Raw genomic sequence first — 13,019 nt, 5'->3', positions numbered from 1 at the left:
ACTATTGACACAAGCACAAACTTGTGATATCCAATTGCTACTCAACAATTAAGCAACTTGACTTTTCGCTTCCCATTCTGCGGGAGTTAAGGTTTCCAAGCCCAAAGCGTGGATGGCTTCACTAGCCATTGCCTGTTTGAGAGCGCCGTAAACCAGTTGGTGCTGCTGTACTCGGCTTTTTCCTTCAAAGGCTGCAGAGACGACTCTCGCCTGGTAGTGGTCACCGCCACCGGTCAAATCCTCAACTTGTATTTTAGCGTCGGGCAACCCTGCCTTAATCATTTCTGCTACTTGAGACGGTGTAACCATTGGTTTCTCTGATAAACGGCTGTAATTTAGATTTTAGTGGAACTATTTTGTCGATGAGCTCGGTTGACTGCTGGCAGGCCGGGGAAAGGGCGAATCCACAAAACCCAATTCCAGTAACTGCTGGTAAGCTTTCTTGCCCAAGTCGCGAGTTGGCTGCTGCGATCGAATAATCTGAATCAGCAGGGGCACAGCCAGTTCGGGCTTATTTTGTGCCCGGTGTACCAACGCCAGCCGATAGGTAGCTTCGTCGCGCATTTGGGCCGTTTCTACAGCTTTGGTGCGGTGGCTTTCGGCCAAGCGGATGTCTATTCCGGCAAAACTGCTACCCAGTTGTTGATAGAAGTTGGACAGTTGATTGAAAATTTGGCGGGATTCTTGGAGTTTTTGAGTAGCCAGTGCGTAATTCTGAGAGGAAATAGCACTGCTGGCTTCTGTCATCAAACGCTGGCCTCCTGGGACGCTCAGCAAGCTGCTGTCTTGCGTCAGAGGGCGAAGATTGTTGGGGTCTGTGGGGTCGTCGGCGGGCTCGACTTGCGGTTGGTTCTCTGGCCCAGAAGGTTGTTGTGCTTGGACTTGGAGCGGTTGCAACAGGGTAAAAGCTGCGATCGCCCCGATCGTAATCCGGGCAGTGGAGCGAAGCCAGCAAACAGTTCCAGAGTATACCATGAAATTACTTTGCGCCTGTGCGCTTTAAAAAAATATTTAGCTTGAGCCGATCTTACCATTGGCGATCGCAACCGGCTAAGTGTAAACCAAATTTGTTGAAATGTCAAAGGGTGCGATCGGGAGAAAAGCTCAAAACGAGTTTTCTGTGAGGTGGTTTATCTAAAAAACACTCAGCCGTCGAATAAAAATCGCCGATTGAAACCGATCCTACACAAACTTTGGTCTCTCTCGCTTGAGACGAAAGGAGTTAGTAAGGCGCTTATGGCGCACCCTACCGCTGTTAGTTACAGTTTCAAACCCCTCATGGTAAAAACCTGTCTGACAGCTTATAAATATGTTTGATAAATAGACATCAAAATTAAACAGGAATATTTCTGATGGTACAACCCAGCAAACCGACCTCCGACACTCTCCAAAACTATCAAGGGATTGGAGTCCCCGATGAAAGTCTGGCAGTTATTTTACAACGCGGCGGCGACGAATTGCTGCTGTCAAAAGCGGACGATCGCTTTACAGTCCGCCCCTCATCAACAGCATCAGCCTCAAACGATTGGGCTGCAACAACTGGGGCAAAAATCAACCGTCGCGTCGGCCAAAGCCATCTCGAAGAATATCTCGTTTCACCCGATCGCCTAGAAGCCGCAATGCAAGCAGCCCGCGCCAGCGATGCTGTAGCTTTTGCCAGCCACGTCTATTGCCCCGCCAACAATCCGAGTACATTCTTTTATCTGACAGACCAAATTACTATTCAATTTGGGGAACAAGTAGACGAACAATCGCGACAAGCGATCGCCAATGCAGCAGCTTTAAAAATAGTCCGGCCAGTAGAAGGAATTCCGAACACGTTCGTCTGCGAAGTCACAAAACAAGCAACAGAAAACCCGGTCAAAATTGCCAACCGCCTGACAAGATATCCAGAAGTTTTGATCGCGGAACCAAACATTTTAGTAGAGACACAGCAGCATTACACGCCCCGCGATCCGCTTTATCCCAAACAGTGGTATCTCAATAACAAAGGCGGCAACCAACTTGTCGGCGGTGCTCAAATTTATGCCGAACCAGCTTGGGACATGACTCGCGGAGTTCGATCGATCGTAATTGCCATCGCCGATGATTCAGTTGACATCACCCACCCAGATTTTCAAGGCCAAGGCAAAATTGTCTCACCCATCGATTTCAAAGAGGGCGACACCTCCCCGATGCCAGTAGCCGACTCAGACAACCACGGCACAAGTTGTGCCGGCGTCGCCGTTGCTGAAGAAAACGGCAAAGGCATGGTCGGCGTCGCCCCCGGCTGCGCCCTAATGCCCATCCGTACCACTGGTTTTCTCGATGACGATTCTGTCGAAAAAATGTTTAATTGGGCGATAGATAAAGGTGCCGCCGTCATTTCTTGCAGTTGGGGGCCTGCGGCAGTTTACTATCCCCTTTCCCTGCGGCAGAGTGCCGTTATCACCAAAGCAGCAACCCAAGGGCGGGGCGGCAGAGGCTGCGTTATTCTGTTCGCGGCGGGGAATGCCAACCGCCCAGTTAACGGCACAATTAACGAGAAAGGCTGGCCAAACAACGTTGTGGAGGGTCAAACTAGATGGCTAAACGGATTTGCCGTTCACCCCGACGTAATTGCCGTCAGCGCTTCCACTTCCCTCAACAAAAAAGCAGCCTACAGCAATTGGGGCACCAGCATCTCGGTTTGCGCCCCCAGCAACAACGCGCCGCCGGGAACTTGGTTGCCCGAAACCGGATTTATCGGCACGCCGCCGGAGGTGACGCAGTATTTGCCCGGTTTGGGGGTGTTTACTGCCGATCGAGTGGGCGATCGGGGCTACGACTGGGGGGACTATACTGATACTTTTGGCGGTACTTCCAGCGCCACTCCCGTAGTCGCTGGGGTTGCAGGGTTGATACTTTCGGCTAACCCCCGTTTGACGGCGCGGGAAGTGCGGGGAATTCTCGAACAAACTGCTGAGAAAATTGTCGATCCCGATCCCGATCCCCAGTTGGGCAATCGCCTGGGAAATTACGATCCTAACAACGGCCGCAGCGATTGGTTTGGTTACGGGAAAGTGAATGCTTTTAAAGCTGTGCAAGCTGCGGTGAGAAAGGGTGGCGGCAATCCGAATATCGGCGGTGCGGTGTTCAGTGATATTTCTGGACATTGGGCACAGAAGTTTATTGAAGCTTTGGCTGCGGCGAATATAATTAGCGGTTTTCCTGACGGTTCTTTTCGGCCTGATGACAGTTTAAATCGTGCTCAATATGCGGCGCTGTTGGTGAGTGCGTTTAGTCCGATTCCGAGGGTTCCGGCTACAAATTTTATTGATGTTTCTGCTACTTTTTGGGCGAGAAGTGCGATCGAACGGGCAAATCGGGGGGGGTTTTTGGCGGGGTTTCCGGGGTTGAAGTTCGGGCCGAATCAGAATTTGACTAAGAGTGAGGCGATCGTGTCTTTGGTTAACGGTTTGGAACTCAAGGGCGGCAATCCTGATTCTTTGAAAGTTTACAACGATCGTTCTCAAATTCCTAATTTTGCTTTAAGTGCGATCGCCACCGCAACTGCTTTGAAGATTGTGGTTAATTATCCTTCCCGCGATTGGCTTTCGCCGCAGCGCGATATTACCCGCGCTGAGATTTCGGCTTTGATTTACCAGACTTTGGTGGCGATTAATCGGGCAAAGGCGATCGATTCTCCTTACATTGTTTAATGGCAATTGGTTCGTAGTGAGGACTTAAGTTATCAGAATTTTATGAGGACTAAAGCCCTCACTACAAACCTATTTTAGGCTAGCAGCTTTTAAGCTCTAAAATCCCCCAAAGCCTTCAATGCAAACTGTGGCAAAGCTAACATCCTGCGCCACCGCCAAGGTTCTTGATAAAGTCGGTACAACCATTCTAAATGATTGTCACAAAACCAAGCCGGCGCGCGGTCTTTTGTTCCCGCCCAAATATCAAAACTGCCACCAACTCCCACCCAAATCGAATTAGGACAAAGGTGTCTGTGTTCGGCAATCCAAAATTCTTGGCGCGGCACTCCCAAGCCTACAAAAATTAGTTTTGGCTGCATTTGTTTTAGGCTTTCACGGAAGTCTTTCTCTTCATCTGCGGAAAGATAACCGTGTTGAGAAGCAATCGACAATCCGTTAACTTTTTGCTGCCACGTTTTGGCCGCCGCAGCCGCCACTCCTGGGGAACCTCCAAAGAAAAATAGTGGTTCCGAATCAGGCAATTTTCCGGCTTGTTGCAGCAGCGATTCTGCTAATTCAATCCCCGGATAGCGCTGTGCCGGTTTGCCACGCAGCCGCAAGTACAACACTACTCCCGAACCGTCGGGAATCACGAGTTCCGCTTTGCGAATTACATCCGCTAAGGCCTGATTTTGCTCGGCTTGCATGGCCATTTCAGCATTCAAAGTCACCACATGACTTCCTAACCCTTGATGCAGACGCTGCATCAGCCAACCTGCATAATCATCTAATATGTGAACTGGTAGTCCCAGCACTGAAAATTGCGGGCGCGATCGATCCATATTTTTTTCTTTGAGATTCCTACACACCTAGTTATTTAAATTAGCTGAGATTGGCGATCGACGCTAGAGCAGTTTTGGTCGCAAAAAACCCGGTTTGTGCCACCAATAGTCTGTTAAGTCATCGTTCGGTGGCCCAGAAACCGGTTTTTTTGTAAGCGACGGGTCGCGCAAGTTCATTAGAGTTGGCCAGCCAAGTGCGATCGAGCATTAGTGTTCGATTTTTTTGACCGACCCGTCAGCGTACCATTCCATCGGTACTAGCTCGATTTTACCATTAATTTTAACTGTAGAGTAGACAACTTTCACGAAAGGAACGCTATTGTTATTGTTGTTACGGGTAGACATGGCAATTACCTTTTTGTGTTTGGATAACTTGAGAAATAATCTAAACTCTGATATATTTAAAAGTCTATTCACCGCAATTCGGCTCGCATCAGGAAAAAGAAGGAAAACGAAATGGCGATCGCAAAAACCCAGCGGCAAACCAGGTTAGATTATTACTACCAGCAAATCAAAAACATCATCCTCAAGCGCCAGAACCCAATTACTGGTTTGCTGCCGGCGAGTACCGCCGTCAACGCCCACGGCGACTACACCGATGCCTGGGTACGCGACAACGTGTACAGCATTCTCGCGGTTTGGGGTTTGGGTTTAGCTTACCGCAAAATTGATGGTGATCAGGGCAGAACATTTGAACTCGAACATAGCACAGTCAAATTGATGCGCGGATTGCTGTTTGCGATGATGCAGCAATCGAGCAAAGTAGAACATTTTAAAAATACTCAGTCGCCCCTAGATGCCCTGCACGCTAAATACAATACTCAAACTGGAAGTATTGTTGTCGGTGATGACAAGTGGGGTCATTTACAGTTAGACGCTACCTCTATATTTTTATTAATTCTTGCTCAAATGACGGCTTCCGGGCTGCACGTAATTTTTACAATAGATGAAGTCAATTTCGTGCAAAATTTAGTTTACTACATCGGTAGAGCCTACCGCACGCCGGATTACGGAATTTGGGAAAGAGGTCATAAAATCAATCGCGGCAATGCAGAATTGAACGCCAGTTCAGTTGGCATGGCGAAAGCAGCGCTGGAAGCAATAAATGGGTTAGATTTGTTCGGAATTAAAGGTTCTCAAGCATCAGTTATTCACGTTTTGCCAGACGAAATTGCCAGAAGTCGCATAACTTTGGAATCGCTTTTGCCTCGCGAATCTAGTTCAAAAGAAGTAGATGCGGCTTTATTGAGCGTGATTAGTTTTCCGGCTTTTGCTGTGGAAGACCGAGAATTAATAGAACGGACTCGAAATAAGATCATTGACAAATTGCAAGGAAAATACGGCTGCAAGCGGTTTCTGCGGGACGGACACCAAACAGTTTTGGAAGATGCCGATCGCCTGCACTACGAACCCACAGAATTAAGGCAGTTCGAGCACATTGAATGCGAGTGGCCGCTATTTTTCACTTATTTGCTCTTGGACGGCATATTTCAGGGAAATCAAGCTCAAGTGCAGGAGTACCAGCAGCGTTTGGAATCTCTAGCAGTCGATCGCTCTGGTTTGCCACTACTACCCGAATTGTACTACGTCCCCGCCGAAAATATAGAAGCAGAAAAGCTCAATCCCCGCAGCCAGCAGCGCTTACCCAATGAAAATATTCCCCTGGTTTGGGCGCAAAGTCTGTATTTTCTCGGTCAATTGCTAAATGAAGGATTAATCGCAGTGGGCGATATTGACCCGCTGGGAAGGCACCTGTCGGTCGGCCAACACAGAGAACCTTTAGTGCAAATTGCCCTGTTAGCTGAAGACGAAGATTTGCAAGCAGAATTAGCCGCTAACGGCATTGCCGCGCAAACCCCAAAACAGGTAGAACCTATTCAAGTCCGCCAGACTAAAGAATTATCAGCTATTTACACGCAAATTGGACGCAACGACCAATTAGGCTTAACCGGCCGCCCCGTGCGCCGTTTGCGGAGTTTAACAACTTCTCGGGTGTTTAAAATTCGCGAAGAGGCGATCGTATTTCTCCCCTCATTTTTGAACAGACAAGAGTTTTACTTAACTTTAGATTACCATTTTTTAGTAGCCCAAATCAAGAGCGAAATAGCTCACATTCACCACCACTGGTATCAGTTGGGACGCCCTACGGTAACGCTGATGCTGACTCACACGATGCTGGAAACCGGCCGGGAAGCGTTGTTAGAATTAATGAAGGAATTCCGGGATGGACACTGTAAAAACACGCCCGTTAAACTCGGAAATCTTAAGCAGTTAATGCTGACCGCTGGCACCGAAAGAATTGATTTCATGCACGATTTTGAATTTACCGAATCTCCGGTGACAGGTGCAGTAGAAACGCGCAGCTATCTAACTTACAATCCTGAAAAAACTTGGCCTTTGGGTCACACGCAAGAATTTAAATTAGAGTGTGAAACTAATACTAACTTTTTGCTAAATAGCCTGCGAGATTCAGAAAATCTGTACGAACAAATTGAGTTGCTACACACGTTAGTTAGACTCAAAGGATTAAATTTTCATACAGGATTTGGAGGTGCGGAAGAAACAGTAGAAGTTGTGGATTTGCTCAACGAAGTTTATACCAAAGCTGGAGAAAGTTCGCAATCAAAAATCCAATGGGCAGTCATCCGCCATGCCGCAGGTTTGCTGGACAAGGTTGATATCAGCTTGTCCGATGCGGTGACAGATATTTTGGTGCGGCAAAAACAGATTGCTGTGGGGAAAGCCTACAGCGAAGATTCGATAATTTCGCGACCCGGATCTTACACCGAAGTGATGGACAAAATTCGCCAATTCTGCGGAGAAGATATTCGCGATCGAGTTCTCACCCAAGAAATTCTAATTTACCTCAGCGTCCTAATTAAAGCAGAACCGCAATTATTTAAAGGTCTACTGACACTGAGAGTTAGCTACTTTATTCTGCTGTTAACAAGCGAATTAGCCCGCGAATTAGGAGTGACGCAAAATGAAGCTTACGAACATTTAATGCAGCTAAGCCCTTTTGAAATCAAAAATCGCCTGCGCCAAGTGTTGACAGAATACGAGGAAATGAATCAAATCCTTAAACAGCAAGAATCCCTGCGCGTCAAACAGGCGGAAAAAGATATTGAATGGGTAGTAGCGCCTGTTTCCGAAGAACCGCAAATGCCTGCGGGAGGATGGCGGCGGAAGCGGCAGATGGAAGGTACTGTCAATCGCGTACCGAAGGATTTTTATCCGAGTGTTTGGGGACTCCTGCGGCACTGCAAAGGCTTGATAATTGGCGACAAATTAGAGCGGCGCAATCGCTTAGATAGCCATATCATTTTATCGGAAATGACCCCAGGCGAAAAGAATTTCGCGCTACAAATCGAGCATTTGCTGAATAAGATTGTCGCACCGGAATACCGACAAGTCAATATTGAGGCGCTGATGGAGTTGGCAGCGATCGCCCAGCGTAACCCAGATTTGCAAGTAGAAGAATACATCGTTTTAGATGTATTAGTCGGTCACGCAGTGCGGCTGAATTGGCTGGGTAAACACCAGGAAAGATCCGATAAATACGACGAAGATAAAGCGGCGGCTTGGCAAGCTTTTTACAATACTTCGCCTTACGTTTGCGCGAGTCACGTACTCGATGCTTTCAGATTCTTGACGAAGTTTGGATAGATTGAGTGCGGGTGGTTAATACAAGCTACCCCCTCCATAGTTCGGCGGTTGAAACCGCAACTACACAAACGAAGTCCGCCTCTGCGGACTAAGAAATAAGGGAGATATTTAAGCTTGATTTGGTATGGTAGCTTTCAACAAGTCTAGTCAACAGAATGTTTGCAGTAAAATAATGTCAGCTATTAGCTCAACTACCCGCATCATAATCAAAGCATACTTAGAAGTTTTCATCGAAAATCTTGTCAATGAATACAGAGGACGGCTAATACCGAAACTTGATATTCCAGCAGCATATTTATCATGCAAATCCTCTAAAGGTCAACTAAAACCGTTTCAGGCTGCTATTATGCCCTCAGAATTGCTACGGATTAACGAGTTTGAAAGAGGTTTCAGCAGCAGCTTGGGCACAACTTATGAAGAATGTGCAAAACTCATTGCTTTGGAACATCACCAAGAAGCAAGCAGAAGCTATGAAATTTATGGCGAAGTTAGCATAGAGGCTATCAATGAAATTGAGCATCAGATAGCGCTATTTGAACAGTCAGCAGACAATAATGCAAATAAACCTGCTTTTGAAGAAATGATAGAAGCTGTTCTTGTGGCTCAAAAAACGAACCATTTAGTTACGCGATCGGTCAGAGTCAAAGCAGATTTGTACGTGCTATCCCGTGACGGGAGGAAATTTTTCTTTGAAATTAAAGGGTCAAAACCCAACAAAGGACAATGCTTGGAGGTAATTCAACGACTGCTGAGATATCATTTACTGTGCGGACTGTCTCGGCCCGATGCTCAATCTTATTATGCTATGGCTTACAATCCTTACGGGCCAAATCGTTCAGATTATAAATGGCCAGTGGCAAGGAAGTACACGCCTTTTCAACAAGCTGTCATTATGGGACATGAGTTTTGGAATATTATAGGGGGAGAGACTGCCTACGAAGAACTTTTGGATATATATCAAGAAGTGGGGCGGGAGAAGGGTAAGCATATGCTTGATGCTCTTGCTTTTGGATTTTAGTAAAGTATGAGTTTCTTCAGCTTTCTCTTTTCAGTTAACTAATATATAAAAGAGTTGAGGAAAAAGAAAAGTGTCAGGGCAACTTCATGAATTATTAGCATTTGTTTTAGAAAAAGAAGTAGGATTGTTAGCCAGAAAGTCTCGATCTTTCGCCAGTCACTTTGCGGAGTTAGAAGAATTTCTTAACTTAGAAGCCGCCACACTCAGAAACGGCATCAGCAGCATATCTGGCAAAACAGCACTCAGATTTACTTGCGATGAGATTGAACGCATTTTAGCATTTATATCTTCAGGCAAGCTTTCGCTGCAACTTACTGTTGCTGAAAATTTTTTAGCCAGTATTTGTCGAGATTTTACTGGGCGACAGCTAGTTATGGTGGAAAATCTGACTTTAGGGAAAATTCATCCCAACCCATTTTTAATCAGGGCGTTAAATCTGGACACTCCAGAAGAAGTTGTCAGGCTTAATGTTTATATGACGGCTACGAGGTCTATTGTCACATCAATGGGATTTTTTATTCAAAAACTATTGATATCTTGCTCTGAAAGTGCAGAAATTCCACCGGAAGAGTCAGGATGGGACGCAATTAAAACTACCAGTGAGGGCGAGAAATGCTGGATACAAGTAAAAAGTGGCCCAAATGATATGGATAAAGACCCGATAGTATATTGGGCTGCCAAAATTGAGGAAAAAATTCAGGAGGGCGATCGCGCTTATATTGGTATAGCTTACGGTAAAAGAACTAATAAAACTGTAACACTTGGTTTACTGAAGCAAATTTTGCCCAATTCGGAAATGATCACTTTAATAGGTCGAGAACTGTGGGATTTTGTCAGTGAAGATACTCGCTATACTGTGAATCTGTTTGAAGTGTTGCGTCAGTCGGCTAGTCAAGTTTTAGCACAAAGTTCTATTGATGAAGCTATAGAAAGGTGTAGCGATCGAATCATCGCTGAATTGATCGGAAAGTACGGCGAGGGAAGTCAAGGCGTTTTTAACTATATAGCAGATATATTTTGATTGACAGCTTTGCAGTAGCCCAGAAGCGCTACTGCAAACCCCATACTACAAAACCCCTTTAGAACTCGGAATCCGGCTGGCGCGCCGCGGATCGATTTCTACCGCCATCCGCAGAGCTCGCGCAAATGCCTTAAACGCCGCTTCCACAATATGATGAGAATTTCCGCCCTGCAACTGTCGAATGTGCAGTGTCATTTGAGTGTGGTTCACCACCGCTGAAAAAAACTCTCTCACTAATTCAGTATCGTAAGTGCCGATCCGCTGGTTGGGAATTTCCAAGCTGTAACTTAAGTGAGGCCGTCCCGAAAAATCTAGCACTACTTCAATTAAAGCTTCATCCAAAGGTGCGATGAAATGCCCGAAGCGAGAAATGCCCGATCGATCCCCGACAGCTTTTGCTAGGGCTTGGCCCAAGGTAATTCCCACATCTTCGTTCGTGTGGTGGTCGTCAATCTCCAAATCCCCGATCGCCTGCACGTCCAAATCGATCAATCCGTGAGAAGCAATCTGGTGCAACATATGGTCTAAAAACGGAATCCCCGTAGACGCCTTGCAAGTTCCTACACCGTCTAGATTGAGGCTGGCCGTGACATCCGTTTCTAGTGTCGTGCGTTTCACCAAGGCGGCCCTAGCTGGTTGAACTGAATTTGCAGGAGGAAGAGAAGGGCGATCGATTATCTCCATAATTCGCAATTGGTCATTCATTAGTTATTGATAATTAGTAATTTGAGAACGGGATTTTTTTAGTGTTGAGTCTCAAGCGAGGGGCTGGTTCTGCATACAACTGACATCAGACACCAACGTCAATCAAGGGATTTTTGGTGGGTGGGGGCGGGTTTATTTAACCTGTCTGTTACCGGAGAAAGTTTTTGGTGAACCCGCCCCTACAGGTTCTTGAAAATGGTGCAAGAAGATGCGAGATAAAACTTACTTGTTAAAGTTAAAGTTTATTGTCTAAACCCGCCCCTACATAACTCAAAATTCTCGACTACCGTTACATTCCCATGATTTCGTAACCGGCATCGACATACAAAACTTGACCCGTAATTCCGCTAGCGAGATTGCTGCACAGAAAAGCCGCAGCATTTCCCACTTCCTGCTGAGTCACCGTCCGCCGCAGTGGCGCCACTTCCTCAACGTGGTGGATCATGTCCAGAATACCGCCAACTGCTGACGAAGCAAGAGTCCGAATCGGGCCAGAAGAAATCGCATTTACCCGAATATTTAACGGGCCCAGTTCAGCAGCCAGATAACGAACATTCATTTCCAAAGCCGCCTTAGCAATTCCCATCACATTATAATTAGGAACTACTCGGACGCCGCCCAAGTAAGTCAGCGTCACAATACTGCCGCCCTCGGCCATCAGGGGTTTAGCAGCAGCACAAAGCCGCACCAGCGAGTAAGCGCTAATATCCAAAGCATTGGAGAAACCTTGGCGCGAAGTGTTGGTGAAGTCTCCCGAAAGTTCGTCCTTGCCGGCAAAAGCCAGACAGTGGATCAGGACATCTAACTTGCCCCACTTGTCGGCGATGGTTTGAAAAGTAGACTCAATTTCGCTCTCGTCTTGGACATTGCAGGGCAAATACAGACTGGGATTGAGCGGTTCCACCAGTTCAGCGACTTTGCGCTCGTGCTTGCCTTTCTCGTCCTTCAAATAAGTTATGCCGAGGTTGGCCCCAGCTTTGTGGAGCTGCTGAGCGATGCCCCAGGCGATCGAGCGATTGTTGGCAATGCCCGTAACAAGAGCATTTTTTCCGGTCAAATCTATCATCTGTAGTTTATCTAAAAGCAACTTGCACCGTTCTCATTGGCTATATCTGACAACCCCGCCAGTTTAGACACAACTGATTCAGATTTAACTGATTCAGACACAATTGAGACACAATTGAGACACAATTGATATTAATTTTGCTGTGGAGCTACATGGGGGCGGAATTGAAAAAGTTAAGAGAAGGGCTAGATTTAATCATACAGTGCGTGTTTACCTTAACATTAGATGGAAGTAACAGAATCCCTAGATATTGGAGGTTGGGCAGTATATTTACTCAATAAGGTTAATCGGCAAGTTATAAAGTATTGATTAGTACAAAGGATCTAGTCGTGACGCATGATAGACCGCTAGCAGCCGTGTTCCGCCAAATCAGCGGCGGGGCGTTTCCACCCATTGTGGAAACCTTTGAACGGGGCAAGACAATTTTTTTCCCTGGAGACCCGGCTGAGCGCGTCTACGTTCTCATTAGAGGTGCTGTGAAGCTCTCCAGGGTCTACGAAGCAGGGGAAGAAATTACAGTCGCCCTCCTGCGCGAAAATAGCGTATTTGGGGTGCTGTCTTTGATTACGGGACACCGATCGGACAGGTTTTACCACGCGGTAGCCTTTACGCCGGTGGAATTGATCTCGCTGCCGATCGAACAAGTCGAGAAAGCGCTCAAGGAAGACCCGGAACTCTCGATGGTGATGCTGCGGGGACTGTCGTCTCGGATTTTGCAAACCGAGATGATGATCGAAACGTTGGCGCACCGAGATATGGGTTCGAGACTTGTCAGCTTTTTGCTGATTCTGTGCCGGGATTTTGGCGTGCCCGGTACAGAGGGGATTACGATAGATTTGAAGCTGTCCCACCAGGCGATCGCCGAAGCGATCGGCTCGACACGGGTAACTGTGACTCGTTTGCTCGGGGATCTCAGACAAGAAACCATGATCTCGATCCACAAGAAAAAGATCACAGTCCACAACCCGGTGGCCCTAAGCCAGCAATTCACTTGATGCCGAGAAAGTATAGGATTTTGGATTTTGGATTTTAGATTCAATCC

11 protein-coding genes are annotated in these 13,019 nt (G+C 46.8%); 5 read left to right on the top strand and 6 right to left on the bottom strand.

The annotated features are described in order from the left end of the window. Positions 1 to 48: 48 nt before the first annotated feature. Complete coding sequence (locus tag QUA07_RS10100; RefSeq protein WP_333068825.1) at positions 49 to 309, bottom strand: BolA family transcriptional regulator; 261 nt, start codon at positions 307 to 309, stop codon at positions 49 to 51. 42 nt (positions 310 to 351) lie between these two features. Further along, entirely contained in the window at positions 352 to 975 is a 624-nt protein-coding gene (locus tag QUA07_RS10095) for a hypothetical protein (protein WP_333283797.1), read from the bottom strand. 377 nt (positions 976 to 1,352) lie between these two features. Between QUA07_RS10095 and QUA07_RS10090 the strand changes: the two genes are divergently transcribed. After that, positions 1,353 to 3,680, top strand: a complete 2,328-nt coding sequence (locus QUA07_RS10090) for a S8 family serine peptidase (protein ID WP_333324627.1) — start codon at positions 1,353 to 1,355, stop codon at positions 3,678 to 3,680. Between the two features lie 89 nt (positions 3,681 to 3,769). On the opposite strand, the gene QUA07_RS10085 is transcribed toward QUA07_RS10090, so the two are convergent. After that, complete coding sequence (locus QUA07_RS10085; protein WP_333324625.1) at positions 3,770 to 4,501, bottom strand: WecB/TagA/CpsF family glycosyltransferase; 732 nt, start codon at positions 4,499 to 4,501, stop codon at positions 3,770 to 3,772. 207 nt (positions 4,502 to 4,708) lie between these two features. Then, positions 4,709 to 4,846, bottom strand: a complete 138-nt coding sequence (locus QUA07_RS10080; protein WP_333324623.1) for a hypothetical protein — start codon at positions 4,844 to 4,846, stop codon at positions 4,709 to 4,711. Between the two features lie 111 nt (positions 4,847 to 4,957). On the opposite strand from QUA07_RS10080, the gene QUA07_RS10075 reads away from it, so the two are divergent. From QUA07_RS10075 to QUA07_RS10065, 3 genes are all read left to right on the top strand, one after another. Beyond that, positions 4,958 to 8,167 carry a glycoside hydrolase family 15 protein gene (locus tag QUA07_RS10075; RefSeq protein WP_333324621.1) on the top strand — a complete coding sequence of 1,070 codons (3,210 nt, stop codon included), beginning with the start codon at positions 4,958 to 4,960 and terminating at the stop codon, positions 8,165 to 8,167. Between the two features lie 172 nt (positions 8,168 to 8,339). Continuing rightward, the gene (locus QUA07_RS10070) at positions 8,340 to 9,185 is read left to right on the top strand and encodes a TdeIII family type II restriction endonuclease (protein ID WP_333324619.1); all 846 of its coding nucleotides are present in this window, start codon (positions 8,340 to 8,342) and stop codon (positions 9,183 to 9,185) included. A 70-nt stretch (positions 9,186 to 9,255) separates the two neighbouring features. Further along, entirely contained in the window at positions 9,256 to 10,206 is a 951-nt protein-coding gene (locus tag QUA07_RS10065; protein ID WP_333324616.1) for a PmeII family type II restriction endonuclease, read from the top strand. A 45-nt stretch (positions 10,207 to 10,251) separates the two neighbouring features. Here the strand turns inward: QUA07_RS10065 and hisB are convergent, their stop codons facing one another. Beyond that, on the bottom strand, positions 10,252 to 10,890 hold the full coding sequence (hisB, locus tag QUA07_RS10060) for an imidazoleglycerol-phosphate dehydratase HisB (RefSeq protein ID WP_333102034.1): 639 nt from the start codon (positions 10,888 to 10,890) through the stop codon (positions 10,252 to 10,254). 310 nt (positions 10,891 to 11,200) lie between these two features. Further along, positions 11,201 to 11,977 carry an enoyl-ACP reductase FabI gene (fabI, locus tag QUA07_RS10055; protein ID WP_006634022.1) on the bottom strand — a complete coding sequence of 259 codons (777 nt, stop codon included), beginning with the start codon at positions 11,975 to 11,977 and terminating at the stop codon, positions 11,201 to 11,203. A gap of 329 nt (positions 11,978 to 12,306) precedes the next feature. On the opposite strand from fabI, the gene ntcA reads away from it, so the two are divergent. Then, positions 12,307 to 12,972 (top strand): global nitrogen regulator NtcA, encoded by a 666-nt coding sequence (gene ntcA / locus QUA07_RS10050; RefSeq protein WP_006634020.1) that lies wholly within the window; start codon positions 12,307 to 12,309, stop codon positions 12,970 to 12,972. Positions 12,973 to 13,019: the final 47 nt, after the last annotated feature.

The sequence above is a fragment of the Microcoleus sp. T3_A4 genome, from assembly GCF_036700465.1.
Lineage (GTDB): Bacteria > Cyanobacteriota > Cyanobacteriia > Cyanobacteriales > Microcoleaceae > Microcoleus.
The sequence above is the reverse complement of the archived record's forward strand: the minus strand, read 5'-3'. Positions and strand labels throughout refer to the sequence as shown.

Excerpts from the sequence above, each read along its gene's own strand:
- QUA07_RS10100 (WP_333068825.1), bottom strand. The coding sequence starts at position 309 with ATGGTTACACCGTCTCAAGTAGCAGAAATGATTAAGGCAGGGTTGCCC.
- QUA07_RS10095 (WP_333283797.1), bottom strand. The coding sequence starts at position 975 with ATGGTATACTCTGGAACTGTTTGCTGGCTTCGCTCCACTGCCCGGATT.
- QUA07_RS10090 (WP_333324627.1), top strand. The coding sequence starts at position 1,353 with ATGGTACAACCCAGCAAACCGACCTCCGACACTCTCCAAAACTATCAA.
- QUA07_RS10085 (WP_333324625.1), bottom strand. The coding sequence starts at position 4,501 with ATGGATCGATCGCGCCCGCAATTTTCAGTGCTGGGACTACCAGTTCAC.
- QUA07_RS10080 (WP_333324623.1), bottom strand. The coding sequence starts at position 4,846 with ATGTCTACCCGTAACAACAATAACAATAGCGTTCCTTTCGTGAAAGTT.
- QUA07_RS10075 (WP_333324621.1), top strand. The coding sequence starts at position 4,958 with ATGGCGATCGCAAAAACCCAGCGGCAAACCAGGTTAGATTATTACTAC.
- QUA07_RS10070 (WP_333324619.1), top strand. The coding sequence starts at position 8,340 with ATGTCAGCTATTAGCTCAACTACCCGCATCATAATCAAAGCATACTTA.
- hisB (WP_333102034.1), bottom strand. The coding sequence starts at position 10,890 with ATGGAGATAATCGATCGCCCTTCTCTTCCTCCTGCAAATTCAGTTCAA.
- fabI (WP_006634022.1), bottom strand. The coding sequence starts at position 11,977 with ATGATAGATTTGACCGGAAAAAATGCTCTTGTTACGGGCATTGCCAAC.